Annotated in this window: 13 protein-coding genes, 1 tRNA gene and 2 pseudogenes; 9 read left to right on the forward strand and 7 right to left on the reverse strand. The window is 41.6% G+C overall.

Features of this window, described 5'->3' with window-relative positions:
* Positions 1-483: 483 nt before the first annotated feature.
* The 3 genes and pseudogenes from V7K55_RS16005 (at position 484) to V7K55_RS16015 (ending at position 3,996) form a co-directional block, all read left to right on the forward strand.
* The gene (locus V7K55_RS16005) at positions 484-2,058 is read left to right on the forward strand and encodes a group II intron reverse transcriptase/maturase (RefSeq protein ID WP_334832894.1); all 1,575 of its coding nucleotides are present in this window, start codon (positions 484-486) and stop codon (positions 2,056-2,058) included.
* Positions 2,059-2,143: 85 nt separating this feature from the next.
* Positions 2,144-3,661: pseudogene (locus tag V7K55_RS16010) on the forward strand (protein kinase domain-containing protein); the annotation flags it as partial.
* A gap of 197 nt (positions 3,662-3,858) precedes the next feature.
* Positions 3,859-3,996: a hypothetical protein gene (locus V7K55_RS16015; RefSeq protein WP_334832896.1), complete on the forward strand. Its 138-nt coding sequence runs from the start codon at positions 3,859-3,861 to the stop codon at positions 3,994-3,996.
* A gap of 601 nt (positions 3,997-4,597) precedes the next feature.
* On the opposite strand, the gene V7K55_RS16020 is transcribed toward V7K55_RS16015, so the two are convergent.
* Positions 4,598-4,682: transfer RNA gene (locus V7K55_RS16020), tRNA-Ser, on the reverse strand.
* 474 nt (positions 4,683-5,156) lie between these two features.
* Here V7K55_RS16020 and V7K55_RS16025 point away from each other — a divergent pair.
* Both V7K55_RS16025 and V7K55_RS16030 read left to right on the forward strand, forming a co-directional pair.
* The gene (locus V7K55_RS16025) at positions 5,157-5,447 is read left to right on the forward strand and encodes a PqqD family protein (RefSeq protein ID WP_334832898.1); all 291 of its coding nucleotides are present in this window, start codon (positions 5,157-5,159) and stop codon (positions 5,445-5,447) included.
* Positions 5,448-5,463: 16 nt separating this feature from the next.
* On the forward strand, positions 5,464-6,636 hold the full coding sequence (locus V7K55_RS16030; RefSeq protein WP_334832900.1) for a glycosyltransferase: 1,173 nt from the start codon (positions 5,464-5,466) through the stop codon (positions 6,634-6,636).
* Between the two features lie 642 nt (positions 6,637-7,278).
* On the opposite strand, the gene dapF is transcribed toward V7K55_RS16030, so the two are convergent.
* Complete coding sequence (gene dapF / locus V7K55_RS16035; RefSeq protein ID WP_334832902.1) at positions 7,279-8,118, reverse strand: diaminopimelate epimerase; 840 nt, start codon at positions 8,116-8,118, stop codon at positions 7,279-7,281.
* A gap of 69 nt (positions 8,119-8,187) precedes the next feature.
* Here dapF and V7K55_RS16040 point away from each other — a divergent pair, with 69 nt between their 5' ends.
* Positions 8,188-8,412: an Hfq-related RNA-binding protein gene (locus tag V7K55_RS16040; protein ID WP_334832904.1), complete on the forward strand. Its 225-nt coding sequence runs from the start codon at positions 8,188-8,190 to the stop codon at positions 8,410-8,412.
* Positions 8,413-8,513: 101 nt separating this feature from the next.
* Here the strand turns inward: V7K55_RS16040 and V7K55_RS16045 are convergent, their stop codons facing one another.
* Both V7K55_RS16045 and rsmI read right to left on the reverse strand, forming a co-directional pair.
* The gene (locus V7K55_RS16045) at positions 8,514-10,298 is read right to left on the reverse strand and encodes a diguanylate cyclase domain-containing protein (RefSeq protein ID WP_334832905.1); all 1,785 of its coding nucleotides are present in this window, start codon (positions 10,296-10,298) and stop codon (positions 8,514-8,516) included.
* Positions 10,299-10,966: 668 nt separating this feature from the next.
* Entirely contained in the window at positions 10,967-11,827 is an 861-nt protein-coding gene (gene rsmI / locus V7K55_RS16050; RefSeq protein WP_334832907.1) for a 16S rRNA (cytidine(1402)-2'-O)-methyltransferase, read from the reverse strand.
* Between the two features lie 62 nt (positions 11,828-11,889).
* Between rsmI and V7K55_RS16055 the strand changes: the two genes are divergently transcribed.
* The 3 genes from V7K55_RS16055 to V7K55_RS16065 all read left to right on the forward strand — a co-directional run bounded on the left by V7K55_RS16055 (position 11,890) and on the right by V7K55_RS16065 (position 14,668).
* Positions 11,890-12,783, forward strand: coding sequence for a sugar kinase (locus V7K55_RS16055; protein ID WP_442949091.1), 894 nt, complete (start codon positions 11,890-11,892; stop codon positions 12,781-12,783).
* Between the two features lie 76 nt (positions 12,784-12,859).
* On the forward strand, positions 12,860-13,720 hold the full coding sequence (locus V7K55_RS16060; RefSeq protein WP_334832911.1) for a 3'(2'),5'-bisphosphate nucleotidase CysQ family protein: 861 nt from the start codon (positions 12,860-12,862) through the stop codon (positions 13,718-13,720).
* 228 nt (positions 13,721-13,948) lie between these two features.
* Complete coding sequence (locus V7K55_RS16065; protein ID WP_334832913.1) at positions 13,949-14,668, forward strand: hypothetical protein; 720 nt, start codon at positions 13,949-13,951, stop codon at positions 14,666-14,668.
* Between the two features lie 67 nt (positions 14,669-14,735).
* Here V7K55_RS16065 and V7K55_RS16070 read toward each other — a convergent pair whose 3' ends face one another.
* The 3 genes and pseudogenes from V7K55_RS16070 to V7K55_RS16080 form a co-directional block, all read right to left on the reverse strand.
* Complete coding sequence (locus tag V7K55_RS16070) at positions 14,736-15,623, reverse strand: hypothetical protein (protein ID WP_334832915.1); 888 nt, start codon at positions 15,621-15,623, stop codon at positions 14,736-14,738.
* Between the two features lie 49 nt (positions 15,624-15,672).
* Complete coding sequence (locus V7K55_RS16075) at positions 15,673-16,182, reverse strand: hypothetical protein (protein WP_334832917.1); 510 nt, start codon at positions 16,180-16,182, stop codon at positions 15,673-15,675.
* A 201-nt stretch (positions 16,183-16,383) separates the two neighbouring features.
* A pseudogene (locus V7K55_RS16080) lies at positions 16,384-16,477 on the reverse strand (photosystem II protein D1); the annotation flags it as partial.

Here is a 16,477-nt window from a genome sequence, read left to right on the forward strand (position 1 = left end):
AAAGGCTGAACTCTCGGTTTGATGTAGGTGAAAGCCCTACCAATCAGACTCAGATTTGACTCCTTAACTGCCCACACCGAACAAGCTCGGTTCTTGTAGAGTGAAGCTGGGAAAAGGGCGCAATCAGACAACCGTTACGGGTTGACACTGGCGCTAACAGGGAGTTCCCACGGTGAAACCGGGTCTAGAAAAGCAACTTAGATGCAAGCAGGGCGTAACACAACATCCCTGACTCCACTGGAGAATTAATTCCCGCCGCATTATTGAACGGATATCGGCAAGAGTCATGGGAATCCAGTAGTTGAATTGACCACACCTAACGGAACAATCAATCTTACCGAGGGAACGAATAAAAACGAATCAAAGGTCTTGGGGGAGTCGAACCCCAGGTAGGTAAGACGGGATACGGAATCCCTCTGATTCGGGTAGGACAGACCGTAATTGGTCTGAGGTGTTCAGAATACACAAACTCTAGAAGAGAAAATGATTAGACACAGTTTAAAAACTAGTGAATCTTGGAGAGCCTTACCGTGGAAGAAATTCCGCCGTACCCTTTTCCGCCTTCAAAAGCGAGTGTACAAAGCGGTTCTTGTTGGAGACAAGCGGAAAGCTAGGTCACTCCAAAAGCTTATTCTAAAATCAACCTCGGCTCGATTTCTTGCAATTAGACTTGTATCTCAGCTAAATGCTGGTAAAAAGACGGCTGGTATTGATGGTAAGAAATCCCTCTCATTTGAAGAACGCTTCAATCTTGAAGAACTACTGAAAATGAACAGTGGAAATTGGAAACATCAAGGACTAAGGGAAATCCCTATCCCTAAAAAGGACGGAACTACCAGAATACTTAAGATACCAACCATCTCGGATAGAGCTTGGCAATGCCTAGCAAAATATGCACTAGAACCAGCACACGAAGCCACTTTCCACGCCAGGAGTTACGGGTTCAGAACAGGGCGCTCTGCCCACGACGCACAAAGGTACATCTTTAACAACCTTAACTCCAGTAGTAATGGAATAGAGAAACGAGTTATAGAACTCGACATCGAAAAGTGCTTCGATAGGATTAACCACTCAGTAATAATGGATGAACTCATATCGCCCAAAGGCTTAAAACTCGGTATTTTCCGATGCCTCAAGGCAGGAGTAAACCCAGAATTCCCCGAACAGGGAACACCCCAAGGGGGAGTAGTTAGCCCACTATTAGCAAATATTGCACTCAACGGGATTGAGAGTATACATAGACATCACGAAAGACGAGGATTCAGAATAACTGCTAAAACCTCAGCCAGTAATATCATCGAGCCATCAATCCGATACGCAGATGACATGGTTATTATACTCCGCCCCGAAGATAATGCGACAGAGATACTTGAAAGAATCAGCGAGTTCCTCCGCAAACGCGGAATGAATGTAAGCCAAAAGAAAACCAAAATTACCGCCGCGACAGATGGGTTTGATTTCCTCGACTGGCACTTTCAAGTCCAGAAAAACGGAAAACTCAAAAGTACTCCCTCAGTGGATAACTTCAAAGCATTTCGTAAGAAAGTAAAACACATTGTCAACAACTCGAATTATGGTGCTACCGCAAAGGCTGAGAAATTAGCCCCGATAGTTAGAGGCTGGAGAAATTACCACAAGTTCTGCAAGATGGACGGGACAAAGCACTCGCTTTGGTTCATAAACCGCAGAGCCTACACGGTATTTAACAAGGAAACAAAGCTTACACGCCACACTAGCAAGGAGCTAATTAAAAAGGCATTCCCAACAGTTTCCTACTCCGAAGGAAAACACGTCATGGTTAAAGGAATAAAATCCCCCTATGACGGAGATACCGTCTACTGGAGCGAACGTAACAGTAAACTCTATGACGGTGAAACCTCTAAAGCCCTTAAAAAGCAAAACCATAAATGTGCTTCCTGCGGTTTAAAATTTATCGATGAAGAACGGGTAAACCTGCATCACATCGATAAAAATCACGCCAACTGGAAGAAAAGTAATCTGGAAGCAATTCATGAGAGTTGCCACGATTACAAACACATGAGCAAAAGCGCAAGCTGAGAACATCGGAAGCTGGGTGCGGTGAAAGTCGCACGCCCAGATTTAACTGAGAGGTGCGGGGAATAATATCCCCCATCGACTCAACCAAGCTACCCATCACTACTTAGGTCAGGAGGTGGTGATGAAAACCATCAATGAACGGCTGCGACAACATCCTGATTTTGCGAAATTTGAGCGCCAATTCCAAGATGAAGCCAGACGATTAGCTACGTGTATCCACCCCAATATAGTCCGAGTCAGTGACTTTTTTGTGGAAGCCGGATTGTCTTACATGGTGATGGAATACATTCGTGGCGAAACCTTGGGAGACGCATTTGTATTACCAGGAATAACCTTACCTGAAGCCACAGCAATTCATTACATCCGGCAAATTGGGGCAGCTTTGCAGGTAGTACATAATAATGGTTTGCTACACCGAGATGTCAAACCAGATAATATTATCCAACGCCTTGGAACCCAAGAAGTAGTACTAATTGATTTTGGCATTGCCAGGGAATTTAATGGCAGTGTCCGGCAGACTCACACCGGTCTAGTTTCTGAAGGCTATTCTCCACTTGAGCAGTATTTGACGCAAGCGCCGCGCACACCCGCCACCGATGTTTATGGTTTAGCCGCAACCTTATATGCACTGTTGACAGCCCAAGTTCCGATGCCAGCATTATTGCGCGATCGCGAACAAATGCCTTCTCCCCGCGAACTGCAACCACACTTGAGTGCTGCTCTCAACCAGGCAGTAATGCGCGGGATGGCGGTGGAATCTCGTTTTCGCCCAGCGACAGTTGCTGAATGGTTACAACTGCTACCTGGAAATGAGGCGAATCTGTCACCGCAAGCCTTAGCAAGTTATGCAGTTCCAACAGTCAATTTATCTGCCCAACAAGCCGCAACTTTGCTGGGGAAAACGGCCCAAAATGGAATTCATAAACCATCCGTGTTGGCGCAGCCCAACCCAAGTATCGCCAAGGAAAATGTACTGACTAAAAAACCTGGCTCATCAATATTGATTGCTATCGGTGTAGCCCTGGTTGCTGCTACGGCAGGTTTTGGCATCACTAGCATCTTACCGAAATCTCAGCCGCAGCCAACTGCAAAGCCGCTTTTTGAACAGCCAACTCAAGAACCAGATGCGAAAGTACCTAACCCGGATAATGGTAAAGAGACTAACGCCACCTCAACAACCGAATCAACACCTGTTTATAATTCCAAGCGGCGGCGTAATCGCCGTTCTTCCCCACAAGAAACTCCCAGCAGCCCTACACAAGAATCACAACGCAGCGATTTGGAGCAATCTGCACCATCACCTAGCGTTTCCCCCACACCCTCGCTAGTGGAGAAATTACGGGCAATCAGGTCATCTCGGAGTGCTTCGCCCGCACCATTGCCACAAAAGAACTTACCCACTTCTAATCAGAATTCGGCTTCCCCTCAACCGGTGATTCCGCCAAATTCTGTGGTTATACCAACAACACCACCCACACAATCCAAACAGTCAGATCCTTCTGCGGTGGTAGTACCAACACTGGAAAAGCAAAATTCACAGACTGATAATCAACCGCAGAGCGATCGCAAATTGCAGGAAAAGCTACAAGATGATAATAATTAGTCAATTTTAGATTTTGTCTTCAAGTTAAAATTAATCTCACATTTATTTCCTTTTCTGGACAACAACTTCTCCCTTCTTATTAATCTTCATCGGATTTTTGGGAAAAGCTTGATTACTCCCGGTTCGCCCATTTTTTTAAGTTCTAAAAATTGGTAAATAACGTATTCATAAGGGTTTGAGATAAATCAAGTTTTTGGATGGTACCAAATGGTCAACCAATACCGAAGATTAATTCGCAACGCTTGCGATCGCAATCTGGGAGAAACGCTATAACCCTAATTATTCCGTTCCGTCTTTTTTCTAACCGCCTAGAAAATGAGCGAACCAGGAGTTAAGCTAATCGTCATTCATTTTTCCAGAATGATTCGCTCGTAGTAAGGGCTTCAGCCCTGCTTTTATGCAACTTAAATGCTCATTAGCTTATCAGCAGATAAAGCAAATGTTAGGACTAGGAGATGAATTATTAGTACGAATATCAAGTAGTTATGTTGACTTAAATCACACACAAGTAATGATTTACATTACGTATATTACTGTAGTATTACGTATATTGCTGTAGTATAATGATACAATATTTTCCGTAAAATATCAATAAAATGTATAATAATGCACTAGTTATTACTCGTCACATAATTTTTTTGACGAGAAAATCAAAATATTCATTATTATTTATAATATTTTTCTCTTTTTGTATATCATAGGACTTACGCATTGACAGAGAAGCCAAAGTAACAGGTATAGTTTTCAAGGCTTCTAGCTAGATTTTTCAATGATATTTTGGCGATTGCAGCAAATCTTGAGTGATTAATAAAAGCCTGAAACAACGTATTTACGTTGATACACAAGATAGTTATTTTGTACAGTGCGTAAGTCCTAATATTGTACTTCTATTGAAGGTAAAAGGATGTCTGTACCCGCTTACAAAATAAGGAAAGACGGAGAGGGGGGGATTCGAACCCCCGTTGGGTTTCCCCAAAACGCATTTCGAGTGCGTCACCATGAACCGCTCGGACACCTCTCCAGGTACTTTTCACACATTTGAGTATCCATCTCTATATTCAAATGTCGTGAATTTAGGGAAATGTTAGTGCATTACCCACAGTACTATAACATTACTCTCAATCAGGCGATCGCTTCAGTCCAGATTTTTGCGCTCTCCCTTTAGCAGTTTCTCCTGCAAGAACTGCCTTTACCTTTTCAAATACTACTGTTTTTCGATATCATTTTTTAGTTAATGGATTGTTATATACTACCGAAAGTGTGAATTTAGTAGTTGTGAATAAGCTAAAACACATCTAATTTGCATATTCAAATTTGCTCAATATCTTGTGGGGTGGGCATCTTGCCCGCCCTGATTATGTAACTCAAATGCCGATTAGCTTACCAATCTTTAAACTTGCAACGATTCAAGCCCCCTAAATTTAAGGCAATTGGCAATTCCAAGTAACAGCTTAATGAACACTAATTAACTAAACTCGATATATCTTTATAAAGAATGACAACACAAATAGTCTTAAACCAAAAAGTATCTCTATCCGCAAATGTTCTAACTCAAGACTTAGCAGGGGAGTCCGTTTTGTTGAATCTACAAAGCGAAGAATATTTTAGTCAAAACGAAGTTGGTACAAAAATATTTTTTCTGCTAACTGAGTCAGATTCTATCCAGACAGCTTATGACACCTTGCTAAAAGAGTATGAGGTAGAGCCAGAGAGGTTAAAACAAGATTTGTTCAAGTTTATTGAGAAATTAGTCAAAGCTGGACTAGTGGAAATTACTGATTCTTAACGTAAATAATCAAATTATGCGTGTACTGATGATTGGTGCTGGGGGCGTTGCCTTGACAAGACCCTTAGATTGGGTAGTCAAAGCAGGTTATGAAGTTTGGCTACTAGGAGATGTAGACCCCTATGAAACCGAAGCTCCTAAAAACTACCGCTATTTCCCCACTGTTTGGCGAAAGTATCTAGAGGAGTTTACCGACACCTACCCTCATGAAGAACAGATGGCTGAGGAAATGGCGGAGCCGTTACGTAAACTTGTAGAGGAATTCCAGCCTGATATTATCCATGTCCATGCCATTGGCTGGCACGCCCAGTGTTGCGCCCTAGCGAATCTAAGTCCTCTTGTTGTCTCTGCTTGGGGCTTTTTAAATCATCTACTACAACCAGAAAGGGAACAAAGCAAACAGAAAGATCGGGTTAGCCAAGTATTTAAGAATACTGGTGTGCTGATTGTAGAGACACCTAGTTTGATAGAGAAATCTAAAGCACTCCTGAACTCTGATCAACGGGTAGAATTAATTCCTCTAGGGGCAAACCCCCAACATTTTCGCTCTGGAGTCACCAAGGATTTACCAAAGTGGCGGCGGGAAGTATTGAAGATTAACGAAGCAGCCACAATTCTGCTTTCGCCCCGTGGCTGGGCTAAAGTGTACAATCATGAGCAGATATTTGCAGCCTATGCACAGGCTTTTCCTCAATTCACCAAACCGACGATACTTCTCTTTTTAAAGTTAGGGCGTGCCGGTGGTAAGGAAGCGGTAGCTATTTACGAAAACATCCGCAACCAAGCAGAAGAACTTGGCTTATTAGACAACCTACGCTGGATGCCTGGTCTACCTTACAGTCTAATGCCTACAGTCCACAACTTAGCAGATGTAATTATCAATTATCCTGCCAGCGATGCCTTTCCTTCGACACTCATTGAAGCTGTTGCTTGCGAACGCCCGGTGATTACCTGTGATTTATTAGCTTATCGGGGTACGTTCGTTGAAGAATTTTGTACTTTGGTAGAACCTGAAAACCCAGATGCTTTAGCAGAGGCAATGATCAAAGTCGTCAATCAACCCACCCAAGAGCGACAAGCACATCTTGCACAAGCACGGCAAGTTATTGTCGAGCAGTATGATGAGGCAATTTTACAAAAGCGGATGCTAAAGATATATCAAGATTTGGTATCTAAGCAACAGTCATGAACTAATTACACCAGAACATATAAAAAAGAGACTAGTACCTCTGCGCGGAAGTCAAAAGTCTTATGTTTAAGACTTACGCATTGACAGAAGTAATTAAATACGGGTATGAATTTTCAGGCATTTAAGTTTGATTTTTTCACTATTATTCAGCGATCGCTAACGATCTAAGAGGTTGTTTGAAAAGTATTTAGCTGTGATTTTAGGCACTTATTGATCCCCCCTAACCCCTCTTTTTTAAGCTATCCATTATAAACATCTTTCTTAACAGAAAACTTGACAGAAGTAAGCAGTTATGTAGTAGAGGATTCAGACAAAAAAATCATCAGTAGGACTTACGCATTGATAAATGATATAGAATGTGAGTTTCCATTAGCAAGGAAAAGAAGACACAACCAGAACCCTTCCTTATTCGGTTCTTTCTAGTTCTTGTGCGATCCATTGTTCCATTTGCTGACTAAGGTATGTTTCCACCTCTTGATATAGACAATACACAACTTCTGGCTTCTCTCAAACTTTCTGTTAAGAAAGATGTTTATAATGGATAGCTTAAAAAGGGGGACTTTGATTCTTCCCCCTTTTTAAGGAAGGCTATACTAAACTCGAAATAAGTTTGCTACTTGCGTAACATCAATGGGAAGTTGGTTATAGTTTCCCAGTGAATACCCTCTCAGCCGGGCCTGTCATGTAAACCCGTTGGTCTACTTCTGACCATTCAATTTGTAAGGGGCCACCTGGTAATTCTATAGTGGCGGTGCGATCGCATTTCCCGGTTAATACTCCAGCCACCAAGGAAGCACAAGCACCAGTTCCGCAAGCTAATGTAATCCCAGCCCCCCTTTCCCAAACCCGCATTTTCAAATAATCACGGCGTACCACTTGAATAAATTCGGTATTTATGCGTTGGGGAAAAGCTGGGTGATGCTCAAATTTAGGGCCGATGCTTTCTAACTCAATTGCTGATACATCTTCTACAAAAATAATGCAGTGCGGATTCCCCATATTTACACAGGTGACTTCCCAAGTTTGTCCCGCCACCTCCAACGGCTGAGAAATTACTTTTTCTTGAGCAGGTGCAAGATTAGTCGGAATTTCGCCAGCCAGTAATCTGGGTAAACCCATATCTACTTTAACTAGACCATCAGATAAGAGTTGGGGAGTCATTACGCCACCCAAAGTATGAATGCGATATGAATCTTTATTCCGGGATTCGCCTTCTAAATCTGCCAAAAAGCCAGCTAAACAGCGAATGCCATTGCCACACATTTCTGGTTCTGAACCATCGGAATTAAAAATCCGCATGGTGTAGTCAGTGCCGTTTTCTCCAGGTAGGGCAAAAATAACACCATCAGCACCGATACCAAAATGGCGATCGCACACCTTGATGGCTTGCTCTGGAGTCACTACAGGCACTGATGACGAGCGATTGTCAATCAGAATAAAATCGTTGCCTAGACCATGATACTTAGTAAATTCGATTGCCATTTCTTCAAGGATGAATTATCAAGGATTAGTTACTCTTTATTTTGCCTTGTAGGTTCATCTTTACTAAAAATGCTTACCGAATTTGACACCACTTTACCCAGTATTAGACAAGTCCAAAACCTGATTAAACAAACAACGCCAGTGGAATTAAAGCTGCTGACTGGCGATGTACTGACAGGGAAGGTTTTATGGCAAGACCCACAGTGTATCTCTCTTGCGGATGAAAACAGTCACCAAACTACTGTTTGGAAACATGCGATCGCATACATCAAGCCGAAAATGAGTTCCGAGTGAGGCAAAAAAATCACAACTGATTGCTTGTTGGCATTAGTGCCTGGGAACTCTTTTATTGCTGGGTAGCGCTAAAGTCGCTCTCAGCAATCTACCCCCCAGATTTAGAGTTTTGCAGCACAAACCCACCTATTACGTCCTTGTTCTTTAGCTTTATACAAAGCTTTGTCGGCTGCGTTAATCAAATCTTGAGCTGAACTTTTAGCTGTTGGTTTTTGAGTCGCAACACCTAAACTGACGGTCACAAAATATTTAAAGTTATTATTCTTCTTATGGGGAATCTTTAATTCTTGAATAGAATTTTGAATCAACCTAGTCAGTTTAATCGCACCTGATTCGCTCGTGTTTGGCAAAATGACAATAAATTCTTCACCACCATAACGAGCTAGTAGATCGGTAGGACGCTTTAATGCAGCTTGGGCTGCACGAGCAACTTGTATTAAGCACTCATCTCCAGCTAGGTGTCCATAAGAATCGTTATAATCCTTAAAATAATCAATATCAAATAGAACTAAAGATAAAAATTTTTCTGTTAGTCTTAGTCGATTCCATTCCTGCTCTAAAAATTCATTAAAACAATGACGATTTGCGATTTGGGTTAAAGCATCTAGGTTACTGATTTTTTCTAGCTGAGAGTTTGCAACTTCTAAAGCATGGTTCGCTTGAGCAAGTTGATTAGCTTGAGAGCGGGATTGCTCTAATAATTCGGAATGTTCTAAAGCGACATTAAACTGAGCACCTAACTGTCGGATAAATTGAATTTCAGATGTTTTCCATTTGCGCGGACAACGGCACTGATGAACACATAGTAACCCCCATAAGGTTTTTCCTTTCATTAGAGGTGCAACAATTTGCGCCTTGATTTGAAATTGCTCTAACAGTTGCAGGTGACAATCCTTTAGCCCAGCTTGATAAATATCTGATAATACCTGTATCCGCCCTTGGTGATAAGGATCTGCATATTTTTCACCAAAACAACCATCCTTTACTTTGATGGCGATCATAGAATCGTAGTCAGGCAATACATTCTCGCAGACAAATTCCCCAGAAGTATAGTTCGATTCCGGGTCAAATCGAAAGATACTGACGCGATCGCTACGGAGAGCTTTCCGAATTTCTCGTGCAGTAGTTTTAAACAAGGTGTCTAGATTAAGAGATTCACGAATTTCAGCAACTAAATTAAACAGAATATTCTGTTGCTGATTCGCTTTATACAGTTCTGCGGCTTTTTGTTCTGCTTGAGCTAAAAATTCTGCTTGTTTAACTGCAAATCCTAACTGCGTTGCAATCTGAGACAGAAATTGAATTTCTAATTTTTTCCATTCGTGTGGTTGTGAGTGCTGATAAGCAGCAAGCACTCCCCACAATTTTTTTCCAACAAAAATTGGTGCAGTTGCATAAGCTCGAATATGGAACTGTTCTAAAATTTCTAAATGGCATTGAGACAAGCCTATTGTATAGACATCTGAAGCAACTAAAGTTTCATTATTACGATACCGTCCACCTTGATGTTCTTGGAGGTAAGAGTCATTCCAAACTGTATTTTTTCCTAATGTCTCGACATCATCCCATCCAGTCTCTGCAAACTCGAAGTCGCTGACAAATTCTCCACCCCAGTTTTCATGGAAACGATAGACAGCAATCCGCTCGACGCGGAGCAACTTGCAAGTTTCCTTAGTAGCTGTACGAAAAATTGTTTCTAACTCAAGAGAAGCTCGGATTTTACTAATAACTCGGTAAAGCGCCCTTTCTTGCTCTTCTATCTGCTGAATTTGAACGTGTTGATCGTGCAGTTTACTTTCTAAATTACTAACACTAGGCTGTCCTAAAAGCTTACAGAGGAGATTAGCAGATACTTTTGTGATGATATTTAAATTCTTGTATAACATTATAATTATAATTTTAGTAATATTAGAGATGAGAATAGGCAGCTACAATGCTATGGCAACGTAACTTTTCGTAGTTTATATCTATTATCGCGCAAGCAAGTTTTGTGGTAGCTTATCTACATCTAACTTTTACAATTAAGTCTTAAAAAGCTTGCTCACAAAGAATTATGGATAAAGCACAGCATATATATGCATATATATAATATATAGCAATGGCTTCGATGATACCCACAGTTAACACATCTACCTCTAAAACTGATGCCAGAAATAAGGGCAACACAGAATGAATCATCTCAGAGTTAATATCTGTTAGCAGACCGACAAATCCCAATATCCAAACAGTGCAGGTAATTGTCTGGATTTTTTTGTAGTTGCATATTTACTGTTTAACTGACTGGCATTTTCTACATCATCTCTGTAATTATTGAGAACCGATAGATGATTTATGGAACGCTGAAAGTAGTTAATTTACTCATGTCTTGCACCTCTCTGTATAAACCCAGATTTAGTTAACACAAGTGCAATAAAGCTACATTCTTTTTATTGAACTTTATCGCTAAACTAATGGTTTTAGATTCAATACTGAGTGACTAAATCCCATAATTCAGATTGGTGCAAGATCGATTACAAAATATAAACTCAGAGGATGTTTAAGTGGTATTAGCTGCTCACAACTCAGGAGTCAGGACTATGGAAAGAGCTAGTTGATAGAGTTGGCGACGGGGAAGGGAGGTAAATTTTGCTAACTGACGGCTAGCTTGCGATCGCGATATTCCCTGACTAATTAACTCTTTCAATTCGGCTTTCAACTCCTCTTCTGTCAATTGGGGCTGATTGGCTGGAATTCCTGCCACTACTAATGTATATTCACCTTGGGGTTCTCGTTGGCTGTAGTGAGCGATCGCCTCGGCAATTGTCCCCCGCCAAAATTCTTCATACAATTTTGTTAACTCTCGCCCCAGCACAATTTGGCGATCGCTTCCCCAAACTTCTGCTAAGTCTTGCAAAGTATCTCGCAAGCGATGGGGCGATTCATAGAAAATCAATGTGCGAGATTCTGTTTGCAGAGATTCTAAGTGTTCTTGTCTCTGTTGAGTTTTCGCCGGGAGAAAGCCTTCAAAGACAAATCGATTCGTTGGTAATCCAGCCGCACTCAAAGCGGTAATTGCTGCACTAGCGCCAGGAATGGGAACTACGGAAATCCCCGCCTCTATACAAGCTTTCACCAGTTCATATCCCGGATCGGAAATACCTGGCATTCCAGCATCACTCACAAGAGCGATCGCTTTATTGTTAATTAAATGCTCTAATAATTCTGGAATGCGACTGGTACGATTGTGTTCGTGGTAACTCACTTGGGGAGTCTTAACTTGAAAATGTTGTAGCAGCTTCCCTGTATGACGGGTGTCTTCCGCAGCAATAATATCTACAGTCTGCAAAATTCGCACCGCCCGAAAGGTTATATCTTCCAGATTACCAATTGGTGTGCCGACAACATAAAGTGTTCCTGGTTTTGGATCGGTTTGCATTAGGGAGAGTTAGGAGTTATGAGTTAAAAATAAGAATTTATGCACCTATAGGAAAATATATGATGACTAATCCAAAATCTAAAATCCAAAATCCAAAATTAGATCGGGGGTTATTTGTGGGTTTAGTAACCTTGGATTTGATTTACCTTGCCGACTCTGCCCCTAAGAATAATCAAAAGATTGTCGCTACTGACTATACTGTAGCGGCAGGTGGCCCAGCAACTAACGCGGCTGTAACTTTCAGTTATTTAGGTAATCAGGCTACAGTCTTAGGTGTAGTTGGTTCTCACCCAATGACGCAGCTAATCCGAGATGATTTGGCAAATTACCAAGTTGCGATCGCAGACCTTGAGCCTACCACTGATTTAGCACCGCCTGTCTCCTCAATCATTGTCACCCAAGCCACAGGTGAACGGGCTGTGGTTTCCATCAATGCTGTCAAAACTCCAGCCAGCGAAGCATCTATCCCGCCAGATATTTTATCAAATGTCGATATAGTACTGATTGATGGACATCAAATTGCTGTTGGTTATTCTATAGCTAAAATGGCTAAAGCTAAGAATATCCCAATAGTAATTGATGGTGGTAGTTGGAAACCTGGATTTGAGGAAATTCTACCGTTTGTGGATTATGCCATCTGTTCAGCTAATTTTTATCCCCCTAATTGCCAGACTGGAGAAGACGTTTTTGCTTATCTGAGCGAATTTAACATTGCTCACATCGCCATTACCCACGGGCAAAAACCAATTGAATACTTGAGTAGCACTAAAACTGGTATCGTAGATATTCCACTGATTCAAGCGGTTGATACATTGGGGGCTGGAGATATTTTCCACGGTGCTTTTTGTGATTACATTTTACGGGAAAGTTTTACTGATACACTGGCGCTAGCAGCTAATATTGCAGCTGATTCCTGCAAATTTTTTGGGACTCGGCGCTGGATGGATTTAAAATAATTCGTAATTTTAAGACTGTTAGATCGCAAAGTGCGCCTCTACTCATATTATACATATTTTTAATTGGGCTAAATTAATGAAAGATTTACAAGAAATATTAGCGATCGCCCGTGAGATCGGTTGGGGCGCAGCAGATATACTGCGATCGTATTACCACGGCACCGCAAAAGATCCTAATTTAGATGTTCAATATAAACAGAATGAGCCTGTTACCGTTGCCGATGTAGCTGTGAGTCAATATATTTTGCAGAAGCTACAAGCAAGTTTGGGTAATGAAGATTTTGCTTACATCAGCGAAGAAACTTATCAATTGCCAAGTACAGGCGCACACTCTTCTTTGCCTTGGGTATGGATAATTGATCCTTTAGATGGTACGCGAGACTTTATCGAAAAAACTGGTGACTATGCAGTTCACATTGCTTTAGTCAAGGAAACACGCCCAGTATTGGCAGTGGTGGCAGTACCAGAGGCAGAAAAGTTATATTATGCTACCAAAGGTGGGGGAGCATTTGTAGAAACCCGCGATCGCTCTATTCCTTTACAAGTGTCGTTAGGTAAACGAGTTGAAGATTTAACTTTAGTCGTTAGCCGCTCTCACCGCAACCAACGATTAGATTACTTGCTCCAAAATTTACCCTGTCAAAATCAGAAAGGTGTGGGTAGTGTAGGCTGCAAAATCGCCACCATTGTCGAGCAACAAGCAGATATCTATATTTCCCTTTCTGGTAAGTCTGCGCCCAAAGACTGGGATATAGCAGCCCCAGAACTGATTCTAACAGAAGCTGGTGGTAAGTTTACGCATTTTGATGGGACTCCGTTGCAGTATAACACTGGTGATATCAATCAATGGGGAGGTTTGCTAGCTAGTAATGGTGAATATCACGAAGCCCTGTGCCAGGAAGCAGAAAAAATTCTAGCACAGTTCGATCGCAGCTAATGGCGCATTTGAGGGTGAATATTTTTTAATTTGCTTTTACATGCAGCCAGGATCTCTTCATTATTGCCATACCTCCAGCGAAACACAAAAATTAGGCATAAAGAAGCGCTATAGTTTGTTGAGTTCCATTTGCGGAACTCGCAGCAATATAAATGTATTCTTCCTTTATACCCATAAAGTATTGTAGATATCGTTAGTCTGCAATCATTGGCTCTGGATTTTGAAAAAATGTTACGACTTTATCATTTATTACTAGGTTCTATTTTGGTAGTGTCGATACCTGTGGGAGCAAAATTTGTTATTCCCCAATTTTTTCCACCCAAAGCGGTAAAACCTCCGACTGTTGCCAAACTTGCCAACTCAAAAGAGGGAAATATCTGGCAGAAAATACTGGGAAACGCTGCTGCTCCAACTAACTGGCAAGTTGCCCCTTGTGAAGGAAATGCACCGTTATTGTGTATCTCCTCCAAAGGGGAACGTTTGGGTACAGTTGAGATTAACGTTTACCCATTAGCAAACAATGAGGATTTCCGAAAGAAACTTGTAGCAGATAATATTCCAATTGGTTCCCAAGTGGATTATCAAAGTCCTAAGTATCAAAACCAGGTATTACCAGCACTCAAAGCTTGGGTTACAGACCACTACACTGCTTTTGCAAAAGATCGTCAGAGTGAATATGGCAAAGAGATTACTTTCTCAGCCTACCCACCGCAAGCAGTACCCATTGGTAAGCTTCAGGGAATCCGCTATGGGTTCGCTGGAATTAAGCAAAAAGGTGGAGTACAAGAGCAACATATCGGTCATGTTGCTTTTGATGGTACTAAACTTTATGTAATTACCACTGCATTTGACACAGGTACGCAAACGGGTAAGTTTGATAAACTAGAAGACTTGGCTATTTTTCAACCTTACTTGTATGCGATCGCAGCAGATTTGCATTTACCCTAATGGGAATTGGGAATTGGGAATTGGTTATTTTTCCCATCACTCCCTATTTCCCACTTTCCCAATCAATCTAAATCTCAGCTATCGCCCGTTCAATCAAGCGACGTGCTAAAGTTTGCGTGCCAGTGTGTTCATAATAATTCGTTGCTACATCTAGGAACGCCGCCAGATAGTCTAACTTGTCATCGGCAATAGCGACAAAACTTTGCAAATTGCCAACTACTTTTTCTGGCGTTAAATTATTCGCACTGACAATACCACTCATCCAACCTTTAACTGAGTCAAAGCTTTCGCCGATAAAGTTGAGTTTACTACCAGCATTGCTCCCTGGAATCACATCTTTGATGCTTTGGAAAGTCGAGTTCTGTTCTAACTCCTGTGGATTGGTTTGATTAAGTCCAGATATTGCTTTGCTGATGAAGTCTGGCCCCAGAGGAATCAAACCATCAACGCAAACTAACGCCACCATGCGGATGAGTGACTCACCACTATATTCACCTAAAGAGGCGACAAAATCACCAATACTATCTCCAGGAATACCGTTAATTTGGCAAAAAGCCACCAACTCAGCCACTAATTTTAATGTCAGATCGATGGTTTGGGCTTTGTCTGGTTTGGGAGTGACAGAGTTTAAAAAACCCAATAAAGGGATTTTTTCACTAACTTTGTTAGCTAAAGCGGCTGCACCAAGGGCTTTATCTGTATTATCAACGGTTTGATATAGCCACAAAGCTGTTTGGTATCCTTGGGACTTGTCGTTGAATAGATAAATCGCTCTTTCGCCAATTTGCTGAATTAAATCTTCGTCGTCTTCGCCTGTAACAGTCTTAATAGTATTGACAAAGCCGACGGTATTTTGCCACTCTCCAGGAGCAACAAAATCAAGGGACTTCAACATAGAAACAGTTAATCCACCAGTTGGTAGTTGATCTACCAATTCAAAAATCGATTTGCTCACAAAAATCTCCTTGCTTAGATTTTATTATCTTCAATGTCGAGTATCCGGCTTATTTGAGGCTAGCCAGACGATTCAGATTAAACTTCTCTATCCAATCGGCGCGATCGCTAGCTTTAAATGACGGATCGCGGGAAAGTACTTTTACTTGGTACTTACCTACCAAAATTGCGGTTTGCGTCTTCCCAACTTCGATTGCGGGATAACCGCCAATTTTTTTGCTACTCTTTGAGAACTTTGCTGCTGCACCAGGTGTACTTGTAGTATCAGAAATAGATAGCAACGCTAGTTCTTTACCGCCTTTTTTCAACTTCGCTTCTGCAAAGCCTTTTTTCTCTTGGGTATAGACACGCTGGTAGCCATCACCACCTTCTGGGAAAAGTTTATTAAATTCGCTACCCTGAGTTGCTGTTTTAGCAACCCCTTGGCCGCTTTTTTGTTGAGTGCTTTCTTTTTGTACCTGGTCAAAACGTCCAGGTGTTTTTGGAGTACAGGCGGTTGTAAGTAGTACCACTGACAGCAATAAAGCAGCTACTACCCTACGCCCACGGTGTAAAATCATTCTTGGCTTCTCCTTATAGTTGAGCTTTGAGGCAATTATCTGCGCTGCTAGCAATTATTACCCGTAAAATTTACTTTTTGATAATTATTGCCTAAATTCTGAAGTAATGAACGTTAACCAATGCAAAAACGCCCTCCCTTTCGGGAGAGCGTCTTTTACTTACAGATAATCGTAAAGTATTTCAGATTATCATTAACCGGATTAACCGTTGATAGCAGGAGCGGAAAGAGCAACAGGAGCAAGATCCCCAGCAGCCAAATCTAGAGGGAAGTTGTGAGCATTGCGCTCGTGCATT

It is taken from the genome of Nostoc sp. (assembly GCF_036919895.1).
In the GTDB taxonomy this organism is placed as follows: domain Bacteria; phylum Cyanobacteriota; class Cyanobacteriia; order Cyanobacteriales; family Nostocaceae; genus Nostoc.